This is a genomic window from Roseateles sp. So40a, assembly GCF_048081605.1.
GTDB lineage: Bacteria > Pseudomonadota > Gammaproteobacteria > Burkholderiales > Burkholderiaceae_C > Roseateles.
In genome coordinates this window covers 3,755,088-3,781,387 of the sequence record NZ_CP182288.1, presented here as the reverse complement: position 1 = coordinate 3,781,387, position 26,300 = coordinate 3,755,088, and the positions used below count along the sequence as shown (strand labels likewise).

The following is a 26,300-nucleotide window of genomic DNA, read 5'->3' as shown; positions in this document are numbered from 1 at the left end:
GGCCCGCGCGCTCACGGTCAGAGCCGGGTGTGCTCGCCGGTCGCAGTGAATGCCGCGTCGACGGGCAGGACACCGCCGGCACGCAACCGGCTCAATGCCGGTTGCAAGGCGCCCACCAGATGGTCGAGCCGGGCCCGCTGTAGCGCTTCCTCCTTGCGCTGGAACGCTTCGCTTGTGGCCAGCGGGTCATCCGAGCGCTCGACCGCCTGTTCGTATTCGCGCTGGAAGGCCGATTCGATGGCGGTACGTGTCGACCGGAAGTCGGCATCCCGATCGAGCACGGCGGCCACGGGTTCGGCGAGCCGGGCGTCCCAGCACAGCAGGAGGGCGAGGGTCGGGAAGCCATCACGCACCTCGGCGGCGATGAGCGCGTCCGCCGCTGCCCGGTCATTCACCGGACCGCCGTCCAGCACGACACCGGGCAGCCGCGCCAGGCTGGGGTAGGCGGGACGGCTCACTCGCTCGTCGAGGTTCAACAGCGTCACCAGCCGGCGATCGACGGCCCAGGCCAGTCCGACACCGATCTCCAGGTTCTCGCCATTCAGAGGGTGGCTATGCGCCGACGTCTGATGTGCCCGGCGGGTCAGCGCCTGGCGCAGCGTGAGGAGCGCGACGTCGGGGATACTGGGACGGCCCCCGAGCCGGGTGAGCAGCTCCAGCTCGTCCAGGCGCATCAGATTGGCATCCAGGCAGTTGCCGGTCTCCCGCTGAAGGATCGCCATCACCTCGTGAGGCGCCATCGGCTGCTCGGTCATGTGCCGTTGCAGCCGCTTCAGCCGGCCCAGGTGCTCGCGCGCCATCAGCGACCTGCCGTTGAGGTCCAGCCCCTGGAGCTGCCGCTCGAGCGTCTGCCTGAACTCGTTGAACGACGCGTGAGGCGGATCCTCGATCACCGCGCCGATACGAACGAAGCGCGCCTGTCCCAGCTCGACGTCCAGACGCCATCCCGGTGGCGGCGGCTGCATCAGCTGCTCGTCATTCACCTCGATCCGCAACAGATCGGGCAGTCGTTCGAGGAGAGGCGCGATGTCCGGCCATTGCAGGTCCGGCTTCAGGCCCCGCAGGTCGAGGCCTTCGACCCGCGTGGGCAGATCGGCGAGGTCCGCGAGCCGTGGCAGTCGTTGCGGCTTGAGCGTTCGCCATGAAAAGAGCGGCGATTCGGCGTCGACGGTCGCATCGGCCCGCAGGGTGTGGGTGCTCAGCTCGAGCCGCGGCCGCGCGCCTTCCGCGAGGAGCAGCGGCGCCAGGAGCGCTTCGGGTGGCAAGGCCAGCGGCTTCAGGTCGGCGTCGGAGCAGGGCTCCTGCCATTGCACCACCGGGACGCCGTCGCGATAGACGGGCGAGCGCACGGCCGCCACCAGGCCGGCAGCTTGACGGTCCTGCGGACCGATGCCGGCCCAGGCCGTCAGGCGTTGCAAGGCCGCCATCTCGTCCGTGGACCGTGGCCGTCGCTGGTCGATCGGGCCGCAGCACATGCAGGCGTCTCCCAGCAGCAGCGCCTCCTTGACCAGGTGACTCTGCGCGGGGGGCAGATCGTGGTGGCGGCGGAGGCGGTCGAGGGGCTTGAGCTTCAAGGCGGCGATCGCCGCCCGGCGCAGGCCGTCCTCGCCCGGCAGCAGCGCGGCAGCGGGGATGGCCTTCAACGCGGTGCGGATCGCGACCGCGTCGGAGACGCCCAGCCGCGGCCCTTTGCCGGACAGCGTGCCGCGGCCATGAATCGCGTCGCGCAGGCTCATGCGCCAGCGGCCCACGTCGCGCCAGGGCGCGGTCTCCGGTGCCGCCGCCGGGGTCGGGAGCGGCCACCGGTCGAGCGTCTGGCGGCCTGGCCCGGAGGCCCGGTCCAGGTGACCGGAAGGCGGCGTGTCGGGAGCCGGGTGGCCGGAGGCGGTGGGGAGCGCGGCCGGCGAGGTGAAGAGGGCGTGAGGGAACATGTCCTTGACCGGTGGCGGGGAGGCCAGGTCAGTGGCGCCAGGTGCGCTGGCGCGCCCTGCGCTTTCCCGACATTGATGCCCCCCACGTTCGAAGGTCCGACGCGCGTGGCGGCGTCCCCTGATCCGGGTGGCGCGGGTCTCCCCGCCGCACGGACGCCGAACTACAGTGGCGGCCAGGCAACAAGAACAGGGAGCCGCCCATGATGTCGGTGCAGCCTTGGATGGTGATCGTCGGGACGGTCGCGGGCGCTGCGGTCGGCGTGGCCGCGGCAAGCGGCTGGTGGTGGGCGCGGCTCAAGCGGGCGCGCCGGTTGATCGACCGCATCGAGGCGTCCCGCCAATTGCTCAACGAGCAGACCACCCAGGCCCGGCGTCAGATCGAGCGCATGCAGCTGGAACTCGGCGAGCTGCGCCTGATCGCGGAGCGCATGCGGCGCAAGGCCGCGATCGCGTCAATGCCGCATGACAGCGCCGACGGCCCCGAATCGATCCTGCCGCTGGAGGCGCTGGCCCCGGCGCATCCTGAACTGCGAACGCCCGAAAAATCCCGCGCGCCCTCGATCGCCAGCGTCGATGCGGCGCTCGAGCGCGAGGAATCGCGCCGCGAACGCGCCGCCGAGGGCGGCTTCGCCCGCACCGAGATCCAGGACACCGACGGCCCCAACTCGCGCGGCTTCATGCCGACGCAGCTCGACAAGCCGTTCTGACCGTCGCGTCCGTCGGGAGACGGACCGCAAAACCTCCTCGCGCCGCGCGCGCCGAGGCCACTGCCCGCACGCTCGCGGCACGTCCCTGTTGACGCCCTGTCACAGCAGAGACAAGCATCGCGCACCGGCGCTGCCTAGAATCGAACGATCGTTCTTTTCGCCCCCGGTGTCCGAGGAGATATCGCACCGGCGGCGAGGCGTCTACCCCCACTGGAAGGAACACACATGGGTGCCAGCTACGAAGTCCGCGGCCAGATCGCGGTGATCACGCTCAACAACCCGCCCGTCAACGGCCTGGGCCACGCCACGCGACTCGCCGTCGCCGAGGGCGTCGAGAAGGCCGAGAACGATGCCGCCATCAAGGCCATCGTCATCACCGGCGCCGGCAAGGCGTTCTCGGGCGGCGCCGACATCCGCGAGTTCGGCTCGCCCAAGGCGCTGGCCGAACCCAACCTGGGCTCGCTGATCAACCGTGTCGAGTCCTGCACCAAACCCGTCGTCGCCGCGATCCACAGCGTGGCCATGGGCGGCGGGCTGGAACTGGCGCTGGGCTGCCATTACCGCGTCACCGCGCCGGGCGCCAAGATCGCGCTGCCCGAGGTCAAGCTGGGCCTGCTGCCCGGTGCCGGCGGCACGCAGCGCCTGCCGCGCGCGCTGGGCGTGGAGCCCGCGCTCAACATGATCGTCAGCGGCGAGCCGGTGGCCAGCGAGATGCTCGCGCAGGTCCCCGGCCAGGTGCTGTTCCAGAAGGTCATCGACGGCGACCTGATCGACGGCGCCGTCCAGTACGCGATGGAGATCGCCGACAAGCGCCCGCTGCCGCGCGTGCGCGACATCAAGGCCCAGCATCCCGAGTCGCAGGCCTTCTTCCAGTTCGCGCGCAACACCGTGGGCGCGATGGCCAAGAACTTCCCCGCGCCGCTGCAGTGCGTGGAGACGGTCGCCAACTCGGTGTCGATGAAGTTCGAGGACGGCATGCGCGCCGAGCGCGACGCCTTCCAGCAACTGATGCTCACGCCCGAGTCCAAGGCGCTGCGCCATGCGTTCTTCGCCGAGCGCGCCGCGTCCAAGATCCCCGACGTGCCCGAGGACACGCCGCTGCGCAAGATCGAATCGGTCGCCATCATCGGCGCCGGCACGATGGGCGGCGGCATCGCGATGAACTTCCTCAACGCCGGCATCCCGGTGACCGTGCTCGAGATGAAGCAGGACGCGCTGGATCGTGGCGTCGCCACCATCCGCAAGAACTACGAGGCGCAGGTCAAGAAGGGCAAGCTCAAGGAAGACCGCTACGCGCAGCGCATGAGCCTGCTGTCGACCACGCTGAACTACGCCGACATCGGTCAGGCCGACATCGTCATCGAAGCCGTCTTCGAGGACATCGGCGTCAAGGAGCAGGTCTTCAAGCAGCTCGACGAGGTGATGAAGCCCGGCGCGATCCTGGCGTCCAACACCTCGACGCTGGACGTCGACAAGATCGCCGCCTTCACGAAGCGCCCGCAGGACGTCATCGGCACCCACTTCTTCAGCCCGGCCAACGTGATGAAGCTGCTGGAGGTGGTGCGCGGCGCGGCCACCGCCAAGGACGTGCTCGCCACCGTGATGGCGCTGGGCAAGAAGATCCGCAAGACCTGCGTGGTCTCGGGCGTGTGCGACGGCTTCATCGGCAACCGCATGATCGAGCAGTACAGCCGCCAGGCGGGTTTCCTGCTCGAGGAAGGCTGCACGCCGCAGCAGGTGGACAAGGCCGCGGAGCGCTTCGGCTTCGCGATGGGACCGTTCCGCATGGGCGACCTGGCCGGCAACGACGTGGGCTGGTACATCCGCAAGCGCCGCTACCTGGAAAAGCCGGACCTGCGTTACTCCAAGACCGCGGACCTGCTGTGCGAGATGGGCCGCTTCGGCCAGAAGACCGGCGCGGGCTGGTACGACTACCAGCCGGGCAAGCGCGACGCGATCCCGTCCAAGACCGTGCTGGGCATGATCGAGATGCACCGCGGCGCGCTGGGCATCGAGCCGCGCAAGATCAGCGACGAGGAGATCGTGCATCGCCTCGTGTACGCGCTGGTCAACGAGGGCGCGCGCATCCTGGAGGAGGGCATCGCGCTGCGCGCCTCCGACATCGACATGGTCTACCTCACCGGCTACGGCTTCCCGCTGTGGCGCGGCGGCCCGATGTGCTACGCCGACTCGGTCGGCCTGTACAACGTGGTGCAGACGATGAAGCGATTCGCGAAGAACCCGCACGATGACGCGAAGTTCTGGGAACCGGCCCCGCTGCTCAAGCGTCTGGCCGACCAGGGCAAGGGCTTCAACGACTGACCCCGCGGACCGCAACAGGAGCAAGACATGAGCAAGGCATTGATCGTTTCCACGGCCCGCACCCCGCTCGCCAAGAGCTGGAAGGGGTCCTTCAACATGACCCACGGCGCGACGCTGGGCGGCCACGTGGTGCGCGCGGCGCTGGAGCGTGCCGGCATCGAGGGCGGTGAGGTCGAGGACGTCCTGATGGGCTGCGCGACGCCCGAGGGCGCCACCGGCAGCAACATCGCGCGCCAGATCGCGCTGCGCGCCGGCCTGCCGGTCAGCGTCTCGGGGCAGACCATCAATCGGTTCTGCTCGAGCGGGCTGCAGACCATCGCGACCGCCTCGCAGCGCATCATCGCGGGCGAGGGCGACGTCTTCGTGGCCGGCGGCGTGGAGAGCATCTCCTGCGTGCAGAACGAGGCCAACCGCCACATGATCCACGAGAGCTGGCTGTCGGCGCACAAGCCCGAGATCTACTGGTCGATGCTGCAGACGGCGGAGAACGTGGCGCAGCGCTACAAGATCCCCAAGGAGCGCATGGACCGCTACGGCGCGGCCAGCCAGCAGAAGGCCTGCGCGGCGCAGGCCGAAGGGCTGTTCAACGCGGAGATGGTGCCCATCACCGTGATGGCCGGCGTGGCCGACAAGGTGCGCGGCATGATGACCCGCGAGGTCACGGTCAGCGTCGACGAGGGCCTGCGCGTGGGCACGACCTACGAGAGCATCAAGGACATCCGCACGGCGCTGCCGGGCGGTGTGGTGACCGCGGGCAACGCGAGCCAGTTCAGCGACGGCGCGGGCGCCTGCGCCATCGTCAGCGAGTCGTATGCCGAGAAGAAGGGCCTCAAGCCGCTGGGCCGCTTCCTGGGCTTCGCGGTCGCCGGTTGCGAGCCTGACGAGATGGGCATCGGTCCGGTCTACGCCGTGCCCAAGGTGCTGTCGCGGCTGGGGCTGAAGGTGTCGGACATCGACCTGTGGGAGCTCAACGAGGCCTTCGCCGTGCAGGTGCTGTACTGCGCGGACAAGCTCGGCATCCCGATGGACCGGCTCAACGTCAACGGCGGCGCGATCGCGATCGGTCACCCGTACGGGCTGTCGGGCCAGCGCCTGACCGGCCACGCGCTGATCGAGGGCAAGCGCCGCGGCGCCAAGCGGGTCTGCGTGACGATGTGCATCGGCGGCGGCATGGGTGCCGCCGGCGTGTTCGAAGTCCTCTGATCGTTGCCCCCAACCGCTGAGGTCCGCATGCGCCAGACGCTGGAATTCCTGCTCTACGACTGGCTGAAGGTGCAGGACCTCGGCCGGCGCGAGCGCTTCTCGGAGCACTCGCGGGAGACCTTCGATGCGGTCCTCGACACCTGCGAGAAGATCGCCCGCGAGAAGTTCGCGCCCTTCAACCGCCTCGCCGACACCGAGGAGCCGCGCTTCGACGGCGAGCGCGTGCATCTGCCCCGAGCGACGCACGAGGCGCTCACCGCCTACGTGGGGTCGGGCATGCTCGCCGCCGCGCAGGACTACGAGCACGGCGGCATGCAGCTGCCCTGCGTCGTGGAGATGGCCGCCAACTGCTTCTTCAGCAAGGCCAGCGTGGCCATGGGCGGCTACGCGATGCTGACCAACGGCAACGCCAACCTGCTGATGGCGCACGGCACGGACACGCAGCGCGCGGTCTTCGCGATGAACGAGTTCTCCGGACGCTGGTTCGGCACGATGTGCCTGTCCGAGCCGCAGGCGGGCTCGTCGCTGTCGGATGTGGCCACGCGCGCCGAGCCCGATGTGACCGACGGGCGCGACTTCGAGGCCGATCCGCTCGGCCCTCGGTATCGGCTCACGGGCAACAAGATGTGGATCTCGGGCGGCGAGCACGAGATCACCGAGAACATCGTCCACCTGGTCCTGGCCAAGATCCCCGGCCCCGACGGCAAGCCGCAGCCGGGCACGCGCGGCATCTCGCTGTTCATCGTGCCCAAGCACCTCGTGGACGCGCAGGGCCGCCTGACCGGCGAGCGCAACGACGTCGCGCTGGCCGGGCTCAACCACAAGCTCGGTTATCGCGGCACGACCAACTGCCTGCTCAACTTCGGCGAGGGCCGCCACACGCCGGGCGGCCGGCGTGGCGCGATCGGCTATCTGGTCGGCAAGCCGGGCGAGGGCCTGCGCTGCATGTTCCACATGATGAACGAGGCCCGCATCGGCGTCGGCCTCGGCGCGGTGATGCTGGGTTACGCGGGCTACGAGGCCTCGCTCGAGTACGCGCGCCAGCGGCCGCAGGGCCGGCCGATGACGGCCGCGGGCAAGGACGCGTCGCAGCCGCAGCGGCCGATCATCGAGCACGCGGACGTGAAGCGGATGCTGCTCGCGCAGAAGAGCTTCGTCGAGGGCGGGCTGGCGCTGGAGCTGTTCTGCGCGCGGCTGGTCGACGAGCAGCACACCGGCTCGGCCGACGAATCCGCCGCCGCGAAGCAACTGCTGGAAGTGCTGATCCCGATCGCCAAGAGCTGGCCCAGCGAGTGGTGCCTGGAAGCCAACTCGCTGGCGATCCAGGTGCTGGGCGGTTACGGCTACACGCGCGACTTCCCCGTCGAGCAGTACTGGCGCGACAACCGCCTGAACATGATCCACGAGGGCACGCACGGCATCCAGGCGCTGGACCTGCTGGGACGCAAGGTCGTGATGGACGGCGGCAAGGCGCTGATGGCGCTGGCCGAGCGCATCAGCGACACCGCGCAGCGCGCCGGGCAGGTGGCCGGCCTGGCGGAATCCGCCAACGCGCTGGGCGCGGCGCTGGCCGCGGTCGGCGGCGCGACCAAGAAGGCCTGGGCCACCGGCGAGCCCGAAGAGGCGCTGGCCAACGCCACGCCCTACCTGCAGGCCTTCGGGCACACGGTGCTGGCGTGGATCTGGCTGGAGGTGGTGCTGGCGCTCGAGGGCCACGCCGGTGCCGACTGCGATTTCGCCCACGGCAAGCGCGCCGCGCAGCGCTACTTCTTCGCCTATGAGCTGCCCAAGGTCCAGGCCTGGCTGGGCGCGGTGGCGCGGCGCGAATCCCTCACCCGCGAGATGCAGGACAGCTGGTTCTGATCGACATTGGCGGCGCCATCGATGCCATCTGCGGTGCCTTCGACATCCAACGACACATCAAGGAGACGACATGAGCAGCAAGGTGCAAGACCTCTTCGACCTGACCGGCCAGGTGGCGCTGGTGACCGGCGGATCGCGCGGGCTGGGCCTGCAGATCGCCGAGGCGCTGGGCGAGGCCGGCGCGACGCTGATGCTGAGCTCGCGAAAGGCGGCCGACCTGGAGGAGGCCGTCGCCCATCTGAACGCGCGCGGCATCGCGGCGCAGTACGTCGCCGCTGATGCGTCGGACGAGGCGCAGGCCCGTGGCATCGTCGAGCAGACGATCGCGAAGCTCGGCCAGATCGACATCCTCGTGAACAACGCGGGCGCGACCTGGGGCGCGCCGGCCGAGGACCATCCGGTCGAGGCCTGGGACAAGGTGATGGACCTGAACATCCGCAGCCTGTTCGTGATGAGCCAGGAGGTCGCCCGCCGCAGCATGATCCCGCGCAAGTCGGGCCGCATCATCAACGTGGCCTCGATCGCGGGCCTGGGCGGCAACAGCGGAATGATGAAGACGATCGCCTACAACACGAGCAAGGGCGCCGCGGTCAACTTCACCCGCGCGCTGGCCGGCGAATGGGGCGTGCACGGGATCACCGTCAACGCGCTGGCGCCGGGCTTCTTCCCGAGCAAGATGACCAAGGGCCTGATGGCCGCGATCGGCGAGGACAAGCTGGCCGAGCACGCGCCGCTCAAGCGCATCGGCGATGATGAGGACCTCAAGGGCGCCGCCCTGCTGTTCGCGAGCCGCGCCGGGAAGCACATCACCGGGCAGATCCTCGCGGTCGATGGCGGCGTGTCCGCCGTGCACGGCAGCTGACCGGCTGTCGCCTGCGTCCCTCCGCCGTCCCCGTCGATCCATGTCCGAACCGCTGAAGTTTCCCGTCCACATCCCCTTCGTCCAGCAGCTGGGCTTCGAGCTGGTGCGCATCGACGAGGCCGAGGCCGAGTTGCGGGTGGACATCCGCGAGCTGCACCTGAACTCGTGGGAAGTGGCGCATGGCGGGGTGCTGATGACGCTGCTGGACGTGGCGATGGCGCATGCGGCGCGCAGCGTGCACCGCGATCAGCCGGGCTTCGGGCCCGGCGTGGTCACGGTGGAGATGAAGACGAGCTTCATGCGCCCCGGCGAGGGCGCGCTGCGCGCGGTCGGCAAGCTGCTGCATCGCTCGACGACGATGGCCTTCTGTGAAGGCTCGGTCTTCGGTGAGGACGGCAAGTTGTGCGCGCATTCGACCGGGACCTTCAAGTACCTGAAGGCGCTGCCCGGGAAGGGCCGCAGCCTCAATGCGCTGCAGCGCAACGAGGGCTGAGCGCCCGTTTGGCTGCCGGCGGATCGCCGGACCGCCGCGTCAGCCGCCCGCGCGCCGACGACGCTCCGGCAACGCGGGCGCGCCGTCGCCCGTCTCGGCGGTCAGGACGCGCACGGCGTCGAGGGCCGCGCCCAGGTGGCGGATGGTGTCGGGGTCGACCTGCAAGGTGGCGCCGGGACGGCGCGAGGCCAGCACGGCATGCGCCGCCACCATCGACGTGCGCTCATGTGACTTGAGCGCGGACATTGGCACGTCGCGGAGCGCGCGGGCGATCGAGTCGGCGTCCTGCGAGGAGACCGCGCAGCGCGGATGCTGGCCCTCGTTGTCGGCGCGGGTGCGTAGCCAGGCATTGAGCGCGCGCATCGCGCCGAGGGCGTGGTCGACATCCTGGACACTCGCGAGTTGCGTGCGCGGGAGCTGTCGGGCTTCGATCAGGTCGCGTTGAGCCCGCGCGCGGCGGGCGGCGTCGGAACCCGGCCCCCGGATGGAGTCGGCCGACGCGTTGTAGGGAGGCTCGACCGGCTCGATGTAGGGGCTGCTGCCGGTACTGGCGGAGGGTTGGGGGCTCGGCGGCGGCGATCTCGGCTTGGGCGTGCGCGGGCCGCGCCAGGAGTTCTCCAGCTGTTCCATCAGCGCCTGGGGTTCGACACGGTCGGCGCCGATCTCCAGCATCAACCGCGAGGCGATCGCGAGTGGGCAGTCGGCCGGCATCACCAGGGTCTTCGTCGGCCCTTTCAGCCGCAGCAGCAGGCTGACCGACAGGTTCTCCATCGCGCGGGGATCCGCGGCGGACAGATCCAGGGTGTCGGGGTGACGGGCCAGGGCCTTCTCGAGTGTGCGGGCCAGCGGCTCCGTCAGGCTCCTGGGCAGCGTCTCGCGCTTCATCCAGGCGCGCACCTGGGCGTCGTGGGGCGCCTCCGGGGGGCGTTGCGCAGACCCCAGCCAGGACGGGAGATGGGAACGACGAAAGATCTGCATGGCGGTCAGCGAGTTCGCGAGTGGAATAAGCGAGGTCAGTCGTGTGCCCTTCATGACGCTGTTCCTGACTCAAATCGGTAGGTTTGCGTTCGACACCGGGAAAAGCACGACCGTTCTTTTCTGTCACCCGAGGGACGTGAGGGGGAGGGGCGGGCGTGGTTCAATCGCCGGCATTCCGTCACGGATCGCGGACGGGTCCCGACCCGCCGATCCTCTTCATGAGCCATGCACTGACATGGACTGACTAGTTCAAGGAGCCCTCGATGAGCCAAGTGAATCGCCAGATCCTGCTGGCCTCCCGCCCGACCGGCGAGCCGACCGCTGACAACTTCAAGCTGGTCGAACAGCAGATTCCCGAGTTGGCCGACGGTCAGGTGCTGGTGCGCAACCATTACCTGAGCCTGGATCCCTACATGCGCGGCCGCATGAACGACGGCAAGAGCTACGCGACGCCGCAGCCGCTGAACGAAGTGATGATCGGCGGCACCGTCGGTGAGGTGGTGGCGTCGAGGAACGCGCATTTCGCCGTCGGCGACAAGGTCGTGGGCATGGGCGGCTGGCAGGAGTTCCAGCTCGTGGACGCCAACCAGCGCGGTGTGCTGCAGAAGGTGGACACGACGCATGTGCCGCTGTCGGCCTACCTGGGCGCGGTGGGCATGCCCGGCGTGACCGGCTGGTACGGGCTGGTGAAGATCATCGATCCGAAGCCGGGCGAGACCGTCGTGGTCAGCGCCGCCAGCGGCGCGGTCGGCGGCGCGGTGGGCCAGCTGGCCAAGGCGCGCGGCGCGCGCGCGGTGGGCATCGCCGGCGGCGCGGACAAGTGCCGCTACGTCGTGGAGGAACTCGGCTTCGACGCCTGCATCGACTACAAGCAGCACAAGGACGCCAAGTCGCTGTCGGCCGCGCTCAAGGCGGATTGCCCGAACGGCATCGACGGCTACTTCGAGAACGTCGGCGGCATGATCCTGGACGCGGTGATGTCCCGCGCCAACGCGTTCAGCCGCGTGGCCATGTGCGGCATGATCGCCGGCTACAACGGCGAGCCGATCCCGCTGAGCGCGCCGCAGCTCATCCTGGTCAACCGCATGAAGATCGAGGGCTTCATCGTCTCCGAGCACATGCAGGTCTGGCCCGAGGCGCTGAAGGAACTCGGCACGCTGGTGGCCACCGGCAAGCTGAAGTTCCGCGAGAGCGTCGCCCAGGGCCTGGACAACGCGCCCGAGGCCTTCCTGGGCCTGCTCAAGGGCCGCAACTTCGGCAAGCAGCTGGTGAAGCTGATCTGATGGCCGCGCCGCGCTGGACCTGCCAGACCTTCGATGAACTCGGCGCGCGCGGCCTGTACCGCGCGCTGCGCCTGCGCTCGCAGGTGTTCGTGATCGAGCAGCGCTGCATCTACCTGGATCCCGACGGGCTCGACGAGCACGCCTGGCACCTGCAGGGACTGGGGCAGGGCGTGGACGGCACGGAGGAGCTCTTCGCCTACGCGCGCCTGCTGCCGCCGTCGATCGGGGACGGGAGCGCGCGCATCGGCCGCGTGATCACCGCGGCCACCGCGCGCGGCGGCGGCCTGGGCCGCGCGCTGATGAGCCAGGCCGTGCGCGAATGCCAGCGGCTGTGGCCCGGTCAGCCGATCGAGCTCGGCGCGCAGGCCCACCTGCGCGAGTTCTACGCGAGCTTCGGATTCACGCCGATTTCCGACGTCTACGACGAGGACGGCATCCCCCACATCGACATGCGCAAGGAGCCCACGCCATGAGCGACGCTTCCCAGATGCCCGGCGGCGAGGACCTGATCCTCCACCATTACAGCAGCTCGCCCTTCGCCGAGAAGGCGCGGCTGATGCTGGGCCTCAAGGGCCTGGCCTGGCACTCGGTGACGGTGCCGATGGTGATGCCCAAGCCCGACGTGACGGCGCTGACTGGCGGTTATCGCCGCACGCCCTTCCTGCAGGTCGGTGCCGACATCTACTGCGACACCGCGCTGATCGCCGAGGTGCTCGAGGGACGCCGGCCGACGCCCAGCCTGTTCCCGACGGCGATTGCCGGTCAGGCGCGCACGCTGGCGCAATGGGCCGACACCGACCTGTTCTGGACCGCGCTGCCCTATGCGATGCAACCGGCGGGCGCGACCGCGCTCTTCGCCGGCGCGCCGCCGGACATGCTCAAGATCTTCGTCGCCGACCGCAAGGCGATGAGCGAGGGCATGCCGCAGATGCGCGGACCGGACGCGGGCGCGGCGCTGACGCAGTACCTGGACTGGCTGTCGGCGACGCTGTCCGACGGACGGCCCTGGCTGCTGGGCGAGGCGCCGTGCATCGCCGACCTGAGCGTCTACCACCCGCTGTGGTTCATCACGAAGACCGGCCCGCTGGCCGCGGTCCTGGAGCCGCACGCCGCGCTGCGCGCGTGGATGGCCCGCGTGGCCGGCATCGGCCACGGCGAGCGCGCCGGCAAGCTCGACGGTGCGCAGGCGATCGAGCTGGCGCGGCGCTCGACGCCGCGTCCGGCGCTGGTCGAGGAGGGCCTGGGCTTCACCGCGGGTGACGCGGTGACGGTCACGCCGTACGACTACGCGCGCGACGCGGTGGCCGGCACGCTGGTGGGGCTGAGCTGCCGCACGGTGACGCTGGCCCGCGAGGACGAGCGCGCCGGGCACGTGCATGTGCACTTCCCGCGCATCCGTTATTCGCTCAGGCACGTTCCCCGGGACTGATCGCCGCCGCGGAAGCTGCCACGACAACGATTCCAAAGGAGACAAGGGCATGAAGGACTATCAAGGCAAGACCGCGGTCATCACCGGCGCGGGCTCGGGCTTCGGCCTGGAGGTCGCACGCATCGCGGCTTCGCGCGGCATGAACCTCGTGCTGTGCGACGTGCAGCAGGACGCGCTCGACAAGGCCGCCGCGGAGTTCGCCGCGCATCCGGTGCTGGCGCGCCGCGTGGACGTGGCCAAGGTCGACCAGATGGAGGCGCTGGCCGCCGAGGTGCAGGCCCGTTTCGGCGCGCCGAACTTCGTGTTCAACAACGCGGGCGTGGGCTCGGGCGGCCTGATCTGGGAGAACACGCTGGCGGACTGGGAATGGGTCCTGGGCGTGAACCTGATGGGCGTGGTGCACGGCGTGCGGCTGTTCACGCCGATGATGCTGGAAGCCGCGCAGCGCGATCCCGCCTGGCAGGGCCACATCGTCAACACGGCGTCGATGGCGGGCATGCTCAATCCGCCCAACATGGGCGTCTACAACGTCTCCAAGCACGCGGTGGTGTCGCTCAGCGAGACGCTGTACCAGGACCTGGCGCTGGTGACGGACCAGGTCCGCGCGTCGGTGCTGTGCCCGTATTTCGTGCCCACCGGCATCACGCAGAGCCATCGCAACCGTCCGGGCGAGCTGGGCGCCGACAAGCCGACGCGCAGCCAGATGATCTCGCAGGCGATGACGGACAAGGCCGTGAGCTCCGGCAAGCTGACCGCGGCGGACGTGGCGCGCATGGTCTTCGACGCGATGGACGAGGAACGCTTCTACATCTTCAGCCACCCGCAGGCGCTCAAGGGCGTGCAGACGCGGCTGGAAGACGTGATGCAACTGCGCAATCCGACCGATCCCTTCCAGGACAAGCCCGAGATCGGTGCGCGGCTGCGTGAATCGTTGCGCACACCCTGAAAGATCTGACAGGGGACCCACCCCGGATGCGGGAGATCGCCCCTGTCCTGTCAGGGATCCCGGGCCCACAATGGTCCGGTGGTCCCGCTCCTCCTCCCTCGATTCGCGCGCGTGCTCACGCGGCTGCTGCCCATCCTGGCGGCGGCGGTCGCGGCGTGGCTGGCGCTGGTGGGGCAAGGGCACGCCGACCCGCGCGACTGGCTCACCGCCGAGGAACGCGCCTGGGTCGCGCAGCATCCTGTGCTGCGCGTGGGCGGGTCCGCGGGCTACGGCCCCTTCACCTACGTCGACGAGGAGGGCCGCAATGCCGGCCTGTCGCTGGACTACGCCCGGCGCCTGTCCGAGCTGACCGGCCTGCGCTTCGAGTTCCAGCCGCCGCAGACCTTCGCCGAGAACCTGGATGACCTGGCCAGCGGCCAGCTCGATGTGCAGATGTCCATGCGCGAGACGCCGGAGCGCGCGGAGCGTTTCGGCTTCACGCGGCCCTACATCACGGTGCCGGCGGTGCTGCTGCGCCGCGCCGGCGCCGGGGACGATCCGCTGCGGCCCGGCGAGACCGTGGCCGTGTCGCGCGGCTACGCGGTCGCCGAGTTCCTGCGCGAGCGCTACGCCACCAACCCGGTGCGCGTGGAAGCCGACGATCGCGCCGTGCTTCGCCGGCTGGCCGGCGGGGAGGTGAGCGCCGCGGTGCTCGACCTGGCCGGCGCCACCCATCAGATGCGTCGCGACGGCATCGGCAACCTGCGCGTGGTCGAGGACATCGGGTTCTCCTACGCGCTGGGCATCGGCTATCGCCGCGACTGGCCGATGCTGGGCCGCATCCTGGACAAGGCCCTCACCCGCATCGGCGACAACGAGCGGCAAGCCATCGCCGACCGCTGGATCACCCAGGACACCGCCAGCATGCGCTGGCAACGCCGCGCGCTGTGGGGCATCGGCGTCGCGCTCGCCCTCGTGCTCGTCGGACTGGGCGTGACGCTGCTCTGGAACCGCGCGCTGCAACGCCAGGTCCGGCTCCGCGGCGAGCTGCTCAAGCGCGAACTCGGCGAACGCATGCGGCTGCAGGACGCCGACCGCGCGCGCGAGCTCGCCGAAGTCACCAGCCGCACCAAGAGCGAATTCCTCTCCCAGGCCAGCCATGAGCTGCGCACCCCGCTCAACGCCGTCCTCGGCTTCAGCCAACTCCTCGCCCACGACCCCCAACGCCCCCTCGACGACGTCCAACGCTCCCGCATCCGCCACATCGACGAGGCCGCCAAGCACCTCCTCGTGCTGATCGAGGACATGATGACCCTCTCGCGCGTCGAGTCCAACACGCTCACCGTCCAGGCGCTCCCCCTTCAGGCCGGCCCCCTCCTGCGCCGCGTGGCCGAACTCGCCCAGCCCGCCGCCGAAGCCGCCGGCATCGACCTCCGCCTCGGCCTCACCCCCGAGGAAGACCACACCCTCCCTCTCGTCCAGGCCGACCCCATCCGCCTCGAGCAAGTCCTCCACAACCTGATCTCCAACGCGATCAAGTACAACCGCCGCGGCGGCTGGGTCAAGATCAACGCCAGCGCCGAAGCCCGCGGCTTCCGCATCGAAGTCCAGGACAACGGCATCGGACTCTCCCCCGAGCAACGGGCACAACTCTTCCAGCCCTTCAATCGGCTGGGGCGCGTGGAACAGCCCGGCCACGGCATCGGGCTCGTCATCTGCAAGCAACTCATGGAACGCATGGGCGGCCGCATCCTCGTCGATAGCGAATCCGGTCAAGGCTCGCGCTTCACGCTTGAGCTGCCCTCTGTTCCCCTGTCCGCCTAGACCCAGCCCAGGATCAGCTCAGCCGGGTACCCCCGCCCTCATGTCCTCCTTTGGCATCCTCCCCGGATGCCAAATTCCCCCTTGACTTCGGTCGGGCGCACCCGGCCGATCTGATCCCCCGCCACCATCGCGCCCGTCGTCGAGCCGTCCGGCCCGATTCATCGAGCTCCCCACCCTCTGGCACACTGCGCGCCCTGCGCAGTACCCTCCCACACATGTCCGCCTCCGCCCCCACACCCCGCTCCGCCATCGTCATCGGCGGCGGCCCCGCCGGCCTCATGGCCGCCGAACGACTCGCACTCGCCGGCCTCTCCGTCGACCTCCACGACGCCATGCCCTCCGTCGGCCGAAAATTCCTCCTCGCCGGCAAGGGCGGCCTCAACCTCACCCACTCCGAATCGCGACCCGACTTCGACTCGCGCTACTTCGAACACCAAGCCAACATCGCCCCCTGGCTCGACCGCTTCGACAGCCAAGCCCTCCGCGATTGGGCCCAGTCCCTCGGCGTCGATACCTTCGTCGGCACCTCCGGCCGCGTCTTCCCCAAGGACCTGAAAGCCGCCCCGCTGCTGCGCGCCTGGCTCTCCCGCCTGCGCGCACAGGGCGTGCGCTTCCACATGCGCCATCGCTGGACCGGCTGGACCGACGCCGGCGCACTTCGCTTCTCCACGCCCGACGGTGAGATCTCCGCCACCGCCGACGTCGTCGTGCTCGCGCTTGGCGGCGCCTCCTGGCCCCAACTGGGCTCCAATGGCGCCTGGGTCCCGCTGCTGGCCGAGGCCGGCGCCGAGGTCTCCCCGCTGCGCGCCGCCAACTGCGGTTTCGACCTCGGCAGCTCGCGCGCTGGGGCTGCACCCGGCTGGACCCCGTTCTTCGCCGACAAGTTCGCCGGCCAGCCGATCAAGCCGGTCGCGCTGACGGTCGACGGCGTCGATGGGCAACGCTTCTCGCGCCAGGGCGAGTTCGTGGTGACCGCCACCGGCATCGAGGGCTCGCTGGTCTACGCCGCCTCGGCGCTGCTGCGCGAGCGCATCGCCCGCGACGGCGAGGCGCTCCTCCATCTGGACCTGCTGCCCGGCCGCGATGCCGCCTGGGTGACCGAGCAGGTCGCGCATCCGCGCGGCTCGCGCTCGTTGTCGTCGCATCTGAAGAGCCGGCTGAACATCGAGGGCCTGAAGGCCGGCCTGCTGCACGAGGTCCTGACCAAGGACGAGTACGCCGATCCGGCGACCCTGGCCCGCACGCTCAAGGCGCTGCCCTTGCGCCTGGCCGCCGCGCGTCCGGTGGCCGAGGCCATCAGCACGGCCGGCGGCGTGACGTGGTCGTCGCTGGACGAGCGCCTGATGCTTCGCGCGCGGCCTGGGGTCTTCGTGGCGGGCGAGATGCTGGACTGGGAAGCTCCGACCGGCGGCTACCTCCTCACGGCTTCCATGGCCAGCGGCCTCGTGGCCGGCGACGGCGCCGCGGCGTTCGTCGGCTGAGCCAGCCCAAACCGGTCCCATGAGCCGCATTTGACGAGATACGGCTCAATTACTGAGCCGTATCGGCCAGAATGCGGCTCATGACTCGCCGCCAGCGTCCCATTTCCGTTGTCCCCTCCTGGGTCTGGCAACGATCGGACTGGCCCGCGTTCCGTTATGACGCCAGCCAGGTGGCGCCGGCGCTGGCCGAGGCCTACCTGGTCCACGGCTCGCTCGAGGGCAAGGCCGTGGCGATCGGCCTGAGCGTGGACAGCCCCATCATCCTGGACCTGTTCTCCGACGAGGTCGTGGCGACCGCGGAGATCGAGGGCGAGCGCCTGGCGCCGAGTGCCGTGCAGTCCTCGGTGCTGCGGCAGATGGGCCTGAGCGGGGAAGGGCCCGTCGATCGACACGTCGACGGTCTTGTGGCCGTGATCGCGGATGCGTGCAAGCGTCCGGGCGAGCCGCTCGATGAGGAGCGCCTGTGCCGCTGGCATGGCGCGCTGTTCCCCGATGGCGCCTCGGGTCTGCGCCGGATCGAGGTGGGCCGGTATCGGTCGCACGAGGACCCGATGCAGATTGTCAGCGGGCGGCCGGGACGCGAGGTCGTGCACTACCAGGCGCCGGCGTCCCGCGAGGTGCCCGCGCAGATGGCGCGCTTCCTCGACTGGTTCTCGGCGACGACGCCGCGTCGCGGGGAGGCGCCGTCGCTGGATGGCCCCCGGCTCGACGGCTTCGCGCGGGCCGCGATCGCGCATCTCTGGTTCGAATGCATCCACCCGTTCGAGGACGGCAATGGGCGATTGGGCCGCGCCATCGTCGATCTGGCGATGGCCCAGCACCTGCGCCCGCCGATGCGGCTGCACAGTCTGTCGCGTCAGCTGATGCGCGAGCGCGGCGCTTACTACGACGCGCTGAACCGGGCCTCGCGCGGCGAGCTCGAGGTGTCCGAGTGGGTCGAATGGTTCGCGCGCCAGTACACCGCGGCCTGTGACGCGGCGGGCGCGCTGATGGACGCCGCGATCGAGAAGCGCCGCTTCTGGGACACCCATGCCGCGAGCGCCTTGTCGGCCCGGCAGCGCAAGGTGCTGCAGCGGCTGCTCAACGACGGCGACGGCGGGTTCCTAGGCGGGCTCAACGCCGAGAAGTACATGAAGATGACCGGCGTGTCGAAGGCGACCGCCACCCGCGACCTCGCAGAGATGGTCGCGGCGAGGCAACTGCGCGTGCAGGGCGTCGGCAAGGCCTCGCGCTACTTCATCGCGATCGCGAAGTCGAACGCCGCCTGCACCGACGCGACCTGCGCCACGACGCATTCCTCGGGATTGGTGCGGGCGCTGTCCGGATAGACCTCGGTCGTGGTCGTGAACTTCGCGTGCGTGAAGCTCGCGCACAGACCCGAGGAGCGGACCGGGAACTCGATGACGCCGCGCGTGCTCAGCGGGAAACCGATGATGTGGCCGGCCGCGTCAGGCGGCGCGATGTGCGTGACGCGCTCGACCGCCGCGATGATCGACTCCTGGAAGTCCAGCCGCGAGGTCTCGCTGTCGCCCACGAGGTAGAAGCCATCGGGGATCTCCTCGCTGTGATGCGGCTGCCCGTCGCGCGCGGCCTTGGCAGGCTGGAACTCGCTCGCGTCGGTGTCGGTCGTTTCATGCAGGTCGATGTGCACGAGGAACTTCCCCGCGTGCGGCTCGAGCAGCGCGATCAACGCGCTGGACTCCTCGGCACCACGCTGCGCGCCGAACTGCCGGTTGGGATCGACCGCATGGAAATTCCAGCGGCACACGCGCTCATAGGCCCAGGGGCTGACGCACGGCACGATGATCACGTTGACGCGATCGGCGTAGTCAGCCGCGCGGGTCTCGGCGAAGCGCAGCGCGCCCAGCACGCCGCTGGTCTCGTAGCCATGCACGCCGCCGGTCACCAGCGCGACGGGACGCGTCGGATCCCATGACTTGCTCTTGAGCGCGAGCAGCGGAAACACATCGCCGCCGTAGTTGAGCTGGCCGTACTGCTCGACAACGAATCGATCGGCGAGGGCCTGGACGCGCATCACCACGTCGTCCTGATAGCTGCGCGAGCGCACCTGGCGCTCACGCCAGGCGACCTTGTCCGAATCGCCCCAGGGGACGCCGGGAGTGCCGATGGGATAGAAACGCGCGATGCTCATGGAAGCTTCCGATCAGGGGAAAGGTGGCGGACAACGCCGCACCATAATCGATCGCCGGCCCTCGCGCGAAAGTCATCAACAAGGCCGGGCACCTCGCTCATGACCGACACCCTCTCATCGCTCGATGCCTTCAATGCTCTCAACGCTTTCAACGCGAAGGGCTTCGCCTTGGTCCGCGACGCGCTGAACTCCGCGCGCTGGGCCGACTGGTCGCCGCCGACCTTGCGCGCGGGCGCCGTCGGCGGATCCCGCTGCCTGCTGGACCAGCCGGCGGTCGTCGACATGGCCCTTGCGCTGCGCGAGCACCCGACGCTACGCACGCTGATCCCGGACGGTCACGTGGCCGTCCAGTGCACCTACTTCGAGAAGTCCAGCGATCGCAACTGGCTCGTCCCCATCCATCAGGACCTGAGCATCCCCGTCGCGCGACGCGTGGAGGTGCCCGACGAGCGCGGATGGCGCGGCTGGTCGGAGAAGGAAGGCACGACCTTCGTCCAGGCACCGGTCGAGGTGCTCGAGCAACTCGTCGCCGTGCGCTGGCACCTGGACCCCTGCGGCGAGCAGGACGGGCCGCTGCGCGTGGTGCCGGGCTCGCACCGCTCGGGCGTTCAGAGCCCGCAGCAGGCCATCGAGACCCGCGAGCGCCTCGGCGAGGCCGTCTGCACGGCAAATGTCGGCGACGCGCTCGTCCTGCGGCCCCTGGCGCTGCATGCGTCGTCCAAGTCCACCGGCACGAGCCGGCGGCGTGTGCTGCATGTCGTGTTCGGACCGGCACGGCTGCCCGATGGATTGAGCTGGGCGATCGCCGTGCCATCGCGCGGGCAAGGCGAGCAGCCTTCGCAGCGCACGCACGCCGCCTGATCGCGCTAGGCGCGACCCCCACGAACGAACCTGGACGCACGCGCGCCGCGCGCGCAACATCGCGCTCTCCAAGGGAGATCGCCATGACGCCACGCGTGCCTGTATTCACCGCGATCGCGGCCGGTGTGCTGCTGCTGGCAGGCGCCGCCGTGCCCACCGATCCCGACTTCGATCCGCTGCTGGACGACCCGAACGCCGTCTGCGCCTCGGCCGCGCCGGGCGGCTCCGTCCTCCTGCAACGCCTCGCGCTCGCGCAGCCCGAGACCCGGCCGTTCCGCCCACAGCCGATGCAGGCCGCCGGCGGGGACGTGCCGCTGTACCGCGACCTCGGTGACCTGAGCTTCAAGGCGGGCACGCGCGATCCGCGCGCGCAGGCCTATTTCGACCAGGGCCTGCGCCTGGCCTTCGCGTTCAACCACGCCGAGGCGCAACGCGCGTTCCAGACCGCGCAGCGGCTCGATCCGCGCTTCGCGCTCGCCTGGTGGGGCGAGGCGCTCGTGCTCGGCCCCAACATCAACGCACCGATGCTGCCCGACGCGCAGGCCCCGGCGCTCGCGGCCTTGTCCCGCGCCGTGGCGCTCGCACCCGACGCACCCGCCAAGGACCGCGCGTTGATCGCGGCACTGGCCACGCGCTACTCGGCCGACGCGAACGTGGAGCGCGCGACGCTCGATGCTGCCTACGCGGACGCGATGAAGCGCGTCGCCGCCGCGCATCCTCGCGATGAAACCATCCTCACGCTCTATGCCGAGTCGGTGATGGACACGCAGCCCTGGGACTACTGGGAAGCCGGCGGCACGCGTCCCAAGGGGCGGGCCGGCGAGATGCTCGGCGCGCTGGAGACCGTGCTCAAGCGCCGGCCCGAGCACCCGGGCGCGATCCACCTCTACATCCATGCGGTCGAGGCGTCGACGACGCCCGAGCGCGCGCTGCCCCACGCGCGGCGGCTGGCCGCGCTGATGCCGGGCGCGGGCCACATCGTGCACATGCCCGCCCACATCTACTACCGCGTCGGCCTGTTCCGTGAATCGCTGGACATCAACAAGCGCGCGATGGCCGTGGATGAGCGGTACTTCGCCACCTCGCCGTCGGACCCGATGTATCGATCGGCCTATTACCCGCACAACATCCATTTCGTGCTGGTGTCCGCGCAGATGGGCGGCGACGGTCCCACCGCGATCGACGCGGCGGCCAAGCTCGATGCCGCGGTGGGCGACGAGGTCGTCGCGCAGTTCCCCGTCCTGGAGCCGATCAAGGCCGCGCCGCATCTGGCCCACGCGCGCTTCAGCCCGCCGGCCACCATCCTCGCGTTGAAGGCGCCACCGGCCTCGCAGGTACTTGTCAGCGCGCTCGCGCATTACACGCGCGCGCTCGCCTTCGCCGAGCAGCGTCAGGCGACTGACGCGCAGCGCGAGATCGACGCCATCGCGGCCCTCGAGCAGCAGGCCGATTTCAAGCCCTATGCCGACTGGGGCGTGCCCGGCAAGGAGATCGTGCAGACCGCGCGCTGGGTCGCGATCGCGCGTCTGGCCGATGCCCAGGGCGATCTCGACGCGGCCGTCCGCGCCTACGAGTCCGCCATCGCGATCGAGGACACGCTGTCCTACACCGAGCCGCCGTTCTGGTACTACCCGATCCGTCAGTCGCTGGGCTCGGTCTACCTGCGCCAGGGCCGCCTCGACGACGCCGAGCGCGCGTTGCGCGATTCACTCGGCCGGGTGCGCGGCAACGGCTGGGCGCTCGCGGGCCTCGTGGAGGTCCATCGCCGACAAGGCAATGCCAAGGCCGAGGCGACCGCGCGCCGCGCGTTCTCGCGCGCGTGGCTGGTCGGCGCCCCGCCGGACGTCGCACGACTCTGACGTCGGCCGCGATCCTGACGGTGCGGCACCGCACGCATGTCTTGTCTGGATACAAAAACGACGGACCGATAACCGCCGGGAGGCGCGCGATATCGAAAACGAGATTCGACAAAGCCCGCGCGCAGCAGTAAAAACCGTCGTTCATAAAACATTCAGGAGACAACAATGTTTCATACAGGTTCAGTCCGACGGACCGCGCTCGTCCGCACATGTCTGATGCTGGGCGGCGTGGCGCTGGCGATGCTGGGCGGTTGGGCCGCGCAGGCCCAGTCGCAGGACAAGGGCCTGGTCGGGATCGCGATGCCGACCAAGAGCTCGGCGCGCTGGATCGCTGACGGCGACAACATGGTCAAGGCCTTCCAGGCCAAGGGCTACAAGACCGACCTGCAATACGCCGAGGACGACATCCCCAATCAGCTGGCCCAGATCGAGAACCTGATCACCCGCAAGGTGAAGGTGCTGGTGATCGCGCCGATCGACGGCTCGGCGCTCTCGCCGGTGCTGCAGAAGGCCGCGGAGCGCGGCATCAAGGTCGTCGCCTACGACCGCCTCATCCGCGGCACGAAGAACGTCGACTACTACGTCACCTTCGACAACTTCCAGGTCGGCGTCATGCAGGGCCAGAGCATCATCGACAAGCTCGGCCTGGCGCAGGGCAAGGGCCCGTTCAACCTGGAGCTCTTCGGCGGATCGCCCGACGACAACAACGCCACCTTCTTCTACGACGGCGCGCTGTCCGTGCTCAAGCCCTACATCGACAGCGGCAAGCTCGTCGTGCGCAGCAAGCAGTTCGGCATGGCCAAGGTCGGCACGCTGCGCTGGGACGCCGCCACCGCGCAGGCCCGCATGGACAACCTGCTGTCGGCCTTCTACGGCAAGGAGCCGCTGCACGCGGTGCTCTCGCCGTATGACGGCATCAGCATCGGCGTGCTGTCCTCGCTCAAGGGCGCGGGCTACTGCAGCGCCAAGCAGCCGTGCCCCATCGTGACGGGCCAGGACGCGGAGCTGCCCTCGGTGAAGTCCATCCTCAAGCACGAGCAGACCAGCACCGTGTTCAAGGACACGCGCCAACTGGCGCAGGCCGCCGCGGCGCTCAGCGACGACATGCTGCAAGGCAAGACGCCCGCCGCGGTCAACGACACCAAGACCTACAACAACGGCGCGAAGGTGGTGCCCAGCGTGCTGCTCAAGCCGGTGTCGGTGGATGCGGCCAACTGGAAGCCGATCCTCGTGGACAGCGGGTACTACAAGGACACGCAGCTGCGTTGATCGACGCGATGCGTCGAGACGAGTCCATGAGCGACACCAACCGCGAGGGCGGGGACGCGGTCCCGCTGCTGGCGCTGCACGGCATCACCAAACGGTTCTCCGGCGTCGCGGCGCTGGAGAACGTGCGGCTGGACGTGCGCGCCGGCGAGATCCACGCGCTGTGCGGCGAGAACGGCGCCGGCAAGTCCACGTTGATGAAGGTCGTGTCGGGCGTGTACCCGCACCCCGACCACGGCGGCGACTACGGCGGCGAGCTGCGCTTCGAAGGCGAGACGCGCCGCTTCGCCGGCATCGCCGACAGCGAGCGCCTGGGCATCATCATCATTCACCAGGAGCTGGCGCTGGTGCCGCAGCTCTCGATCGCGGAGAACCTGTTCCTTGGCCACGAGCCGTCGCGCTTCGGCGTGATCGACCGGCTGGCGATGCACGATCGCGCGATCGAGCTGCTCGCGCGCGTCGGGCTGCGCGCCTCGCCGCAGACGCCGGTGGCCGAGCTCGGCGTGGGTCAGCAGCAGCTGGTGGAGATTGCCAAGGCGCTGGCCAAGCGCGTGCGGCTGCTCATCCTCGATGAGCCCACCGCCAGCCTCAACGAGACCGACAGCGACGCGTTGCTGGACCTGCTGCTGGAGCTCAAGTCGCAGGGCATCGCCTGCATCCTGATCTCGCACAAGCTCAAGGAGGTGACGCGCGTCGCGGACCGGCTCACGGTGCTGCGTGACGGGCGGTCGATCCTGAGCGCGGACTGCGACGAGACGGAGGAGGGCGGCATCTCCGAGTCGCGCATCATCCAGGCGATGGTGGGGCGCGATCTGGCAGAGCGGTATCCGCCGCGCACGCCTGACATCGGCGAGGTGCTCTTCGAGCTGCGCGACTGGCATGCCGAGCATCCGACGCAGGCCGGGCGCGAGGTCGTCAAGGGCGTCAACCTGACGGTGCGCCGCGGCGAGATCGTGGGCATCGCGGGCTTGATGGGCGCGGGTCGGACCGAACTCGCGATGAGCGTCTTCGGGCGCAGCTACGGACGCCGCATCCGCGGTTCGGCGTGGATGGACGGACGCGAGGTGGACGTGTCCTCTGTGCCCAAGGCGATCGCGGCCGGACTGGCCTACGTCACCGAGGACCGCAAGTCGCTGGGGCTGTTGCTGGAGGAGTCGATCGCGGTGAACACCACGCTGGCGCACCTGGCCGGCGTGTCACGCGGCGGCGTGCTGGACGCGGCGCTCGAGCATCAGGTCGCGCAGGACTTCCGCCGGCAGCTCGGCACGCGCTGCGCGGGCGTGGACCAGCGGGTGATGCACCTGTCGGGCGGGAATCAGCAGAAGGTCGTGCTGGCGAAATGGCTGTTCGCCGGGCCTCGGTTGCTGATCCTGGACGAGCCCACGCGCGGCATCGACGTCGGCGCGAAGTACGAGATCTACAGCCTGATCGCGGCCCTGGCCGCGCGCGGGTGCGGGATCCTGCTGATCTCGTCGGAGATGCCAGAGCTGCTGGGCATGTGCGACCGATTGCATGTGATGAACGAGGGGCGGCTGGTGGCGGAGTTCCCCGCCGCCGAAGCGACGCAGGCCCGGATCATGGGCGCCATCGTGGGCGCCGGAGAAACTGCTGATGTCTGAACCGATCGTGGCGCCGAGCTCGGCGTCGATGAGCCCGCGCGGCGCGGCAAGCGCCGAGGCCGCCGGGCTGGGCCATTTCCTCAAGCGCCACCTGCGCGACTACGGCATGTTGCTGTCGCTGGTGGCGATCATGGCGCTCTTCGAGGTGCTTACTGACGGCACCTTGCTGGAGCCCTTGAACCTGACCAACCTGGTGCTGCAGAACAGCTACATCGTCATCATGGCGCTGGGCATGTTGCTGGTGATCGTGGCCGGGCACATCGACCTGTCGGTGGGCTCGGTGAGCGGTTTCATCGGCGCGCTGGCGGCGGTGCTGATGGTGCAGCAGGGCTGGGGCGCGCTGCCCGCCGCGCTCGTGTGCCTGGTGGCGGGTGCGGCGATCGGCGCGGCGCAGGGCTGGTTCATTGCCTACCTCGGCATCCCGTCATTCATCGTGACGCTGGCCGGGATGCTGGTGTTCAAGGGGCTGGCGCTGGCGCTGCTGCAGGGCCAGTCGCTGGGCCCGTTCCCGGAGAGCTTCCAGGCGCTGAGCGCGGGCTTCCTGCCCGAGCTCGTCGGGCAGGACGATCCGCGGCCGACGACGCTGGTGCTGGGCGCGCTGCTGGCGGCGGTGTCGCTGGTGGTGTCGTGGCGGCACCGCGCGGCGGCGCGGCAGCACGGCATGGAGACGGAGCCGGGCGTGGTCTTCTGGGCGCGTCAGGCGGTGCTGGTGGGCGCGATCGGGGCGATGAGCTGGCTGATGTCGTCCTACAAGGGGCTGCCGACGGTGATGGCGGTGATGGTCGGGCTGACGCTGGCCTATGACTTCATCGCCGGTCGCACGACGCTGGGCCGTCGCGTGTACGCGGTGGGCGGCAACGAGAAGGCCGCGCGGCTGTCGGGCGTGCGCACGCAGCGCATCGCGTTCCTGACCTTCGTGAACATGGGCGCGCTGGCGGCGCTCGCGGGCCTGGTCTTCGCGGCGCGCCTGAACACGGCGACGCCGAAGGCTGGGCTGGGCTTCGAGCTCGACGTCATCGCCGCGTGTTTCGTGGGCGGTGCGTCGGCGTCGGGCGGCGTGGGCAAGATCATGGGCGCGGTGGTGGGCGCGTTCGTGATGGGCGTGATGAACAACGGCATGTCCATCCTCGGCGTGGGCATCGACTACCAGCAGGTGATCAAGGGGCTGGTGCTGCTCGCGGCCGTGTGGGTGGACGTGGTGAACAAGCGGAAGTAGGCGGCGGGAGGCGGCTGTCGCCGTCC

21 protein-coding genes are annotated in these 26,300 nt (G+C 69.8%); 18 read left to right on the top strand and 3 right to left on the bottom strand.

What is annotated here, in order from left to right; translation table 11 throughout:
* Positions 1–17 precede the first annotated feature (17 nt).
* Positions 18–1,736: a hypothetical protein gene (locus ACNI65_RS17245; protein ID WP_416758222.1), complete on the bottom strand. Its 1,719-nt coding sequence runs from the start codon at positions 1,734–1,736 to the stop codon at positions 18–20.
* Positions 1,737–2,131: 395 nt separating this feature from the next.
* Between ACNI65_RS17245 and ACNI65_RS17240 the strand changes: the two genes are divergently transcribed.
* The 6 genes from ACNI65_RS17240 to ACNI65_RS17215 all read left to right on the top strand — a co-directional run bounded on the left by ACNI65_RS17240 (position 2,132) and on the right by ACNI65_RS17215 (position 9,381).
* Positions 2,132–2,638, top strand: a complete 507-nt coding sequence (locus tag ACNI65_RS17240) for a hypothetical protein (RefSeq protein ID WP_416758221.1) — start codon at positions 2,132–2,134, stop codon at positions 2,636–2,638.
* A gap of 225 nt (positions 2,639–2,863) precedes the next feature.
* Positions 2,864–4,960, top strand: a complete 2,097-nt coding sequence (locus tag ACNI65_RS17235) for a 3-hydroxyacyl-CoA dehydrogenase NAD-binding domain-containing protein (protein ID WP_416758220.1) — start codon at positions 2,864–2,866, stop codon at positions 4,958–4,960.
* 27 nt (positions 4,961–4,987) lie between these two features.
* Positions 4,988–6,163, top strand: coding sequence for an acetyl-CoA C-acyltransferase (locus tag ACNI65_RS17230; RefSeq protein WP_416758219.1), 1,176 nt, complete (start codon positions 4,988–4,990; stop codon positions 6,161–6,163).
* Positions 6,164–6,190: 27 nt separating this feature from the next.
* Positions 6,191–8,026: an acyl-CoA dehydrogenase gene (locus ACNI65_RS17225; RefSeq protein WP_416758218.1), complete on the top strand. Its 1,836-nt coding sequence runs from the start codon at positions 6,191–6,193 to the stop codon at positions 8,024–8,026.
* Between the two features lie 70 nt (positions 8,027–8,096).
* A complete protein-coding gene (locus ACNI65_RS17220; RefSeq protein ID WP_416758217.1) occupies positions 8,097–8,888 on the top strand; it encodes an SDR family oxidoreductase in 792 nt (263 codons plus the stop codon).
* Between the two features lie 40 nt (positions 8,889–8,928).
* The gene (locus ACNI65_RS17215) at positions 8,929–9,381 is read left to right on the top strand and encodes a PaaI family thioesterase (protein ID WP_416758216.1); all 453 of its coding nucleotides are present in this window, start codon (positions 8,929–8,931) and stop codon (positions 9,379–9,381) included.
* A gap of 39 nt (positions 9,382–9,420) precedes the next feature.
* On the opposite strand, the gene ACNI65_RS17210 is transcribed toward ACNI65_RS17215, so the two are convergent.
* Positions 9,421–10,359, bottom strand: a complete 939-nt coding sequence (locus ACNI65_RS17210) for a hypothetical protein (RefSeq protein WP_416758215.1) — start codon at positions 10,357–10,359, stop codon at positions 9,421–9,423.
* Between the two features lie 263 nt (positions 10,360–10,622).
* Between ACNI65_RS17210 and ACNI65_RS17205 the strand changes: the two genes are divergently transcribed.
* The 7 genes from ACNI65_RS17205 to ACNI65_RS17175 all read left to right on the top strand — a co-directional run bounded on the left by ACNI65_RS17205 (position 10,623) and on the right by ACNI65_RS17175 (position 18,629).
* A complete protein-coding gene (locus ACNI65_RS17205) occupies positions 10,623–11,642 on the top strand; it encodes an NADP-dependent oxidoreductase (protein WP_416758214.1) in 1,020 nt (339 codons plus the stop codon).
* Positions 11,642–12,115, top strand: a complete 474-nt coding sequence (locus ACNI65_RS17200) for a GNAT family N-acetyltransferase (RefSeq protein ID WP_416758213.1) — start codon at positions 11,642–11,644, stop codon at positions 12,113–12,115. Before ACNI65_RS17205 ends, ACNI65_RS17200 begins: the two co-directional genes overlap by 1 nt.
* Complete coding sequence (locus tag ACNI65_RS17195; protein ID WP_416758211.1) at positions 12,112–13,071, top strand: glutathione S-transferase family protein; 960 nt, start codon at positions 12,112–12,114, stop codon at positions 13,069–13,071. The genes ACNI65_RS17200 and ACNI65_RS17195 overlap by 4 nt, the downstream gene beginning before the upstream one ends.
* A gap of 49 nt (positions 13,072–13,120) precedes the next feature.
* Entirely contained in the window at positions 13,121–14,017 is an 897-nt protein-coding gene (locus ACNI65_RS17190; RefSeq protein ID WP_416758210.1) for an SDR family oxidoreductase, read from the top strand.
* A gap of 78 nt (positions 14,018–14,095) precedes the next feature.
* Entirely contained in the window at positions 14,096–15,820 is a 1,725-nt protein-coding gene (locus ACNI65_RS17185; RefSeq protein WP_416758209.1) for an ATP-binding protein, read from the top strand.
* 215 nt (positions 15,821–16,035) lie between these two features.
* Positions 16,036–17,301 (top strand): TIGR03862 family flavoprotein, encoded by a 1,266-nt coding sequence (locus ACNI65_RS17180; RefSeq protein WP_416758208.1) that lies wholly within the window; start codon positions 16,036–16,038, stop codon positions 17,299–17,301.
* A gap of 80 nt (positions 17,302–17,381) precedes the next feature.
* Positions 17,382–18,629, top strand: a complete 1,248-nt coding sequence (locus ACNI65_RS17175; protein ID WP_416758207.1) for a Fic family protein — start codon at positions 17,382–17,384, stop codon at positions 18,627–18,629.
* Here ACNI65_RS17175 and ACNI65_RS17170 read toward each other — a convergent pair.
* Positions 18,533–19,453: a M14 family metallocarboxypeptidase gene (locus tag ACNI65_RS17170; RefSeq protein ID WP_416758206.1), complete on the bottom strand. Its 921-nt coding sequence runs from the start codon at positions 19,451–19,453 to the stop codon at positions 18,533–18,535. The genes ACNI65_RS17175 and ACNI65_RS17170 overlap by 97 nt on opposite strands.
* Positions 19,454–19,552: 99 nt before the next feature.
* On the opposite strand from ACNI65_RS17170, the gene ACNI65_RS17165 reads away from it, so the two are divergent.
* From ACNI65_RS17165 to mmsB, 5 genes are all read left to right on the top strand, one after another.
* Entirely contained in the window at positions 19,553–20,314 is a 762-nt protein-coding gene (locus ACNI65_RS17165; RefSeq protein WP_416758205.1) for a phytanoyl-CoA dioxygenase family protein, read from the top strand.
* 83 nt (positions 20,315–20,397) lie between these two features.
* The gene (locus tag ACNI65_RS17160; protein WP_416758204.1) at positions 20,398–22,173 is read left to right on the top strand and encodes a hypothetical protein; all 1,776 of its coding nucleotides are present in this window, start codon (positions 20,398–20,400) and stop codon (positions 22,171–22,173) included.
* A 216-nt stretch (positions 22,174–22,389) separates the two neighbouring features.
* Positions 22,390–23,442, top strand: a complete 1,053-nt coding sequence (gene chvE / locus ACNI65_RS17155; protein ID WP_416758203.1) for a multiple monosaccharide ABC transporter substrate-binding protein — start codon at positions 22,390–22,392, stop codon at positions 23,440–23,442.
* A 26-nt stretch (positions 23,443–23,468) separates the two neighbouring features.
* A complete protein-coding gene (locus ACNI65_RS17150; RefSeq protein ID WP_416758202.1) occupies positions 23,469–25,058 on the top strand; it encodes an ATP-binding cassette domain-containing protein in 1,590 nt (529 codons plus the stop codon).
* Complete coding sequence (gene mmsB / locus ACNI65_RS17145; RefSeq protein ID WP_416758201.1) at positions 25,051–26,274, top strand: multiple monosaccharide ABC transporter permease; 1,224 nt, start codon at positions 25,051–25,053, stop codon at positions 26,272–26,274. Before ACNI65_RS17150 ends, mmsB begins: the two co-directional genes overlap by 8 nt.
* Positions 26,275–26,300: the final 26 nt, after the last annotated feature.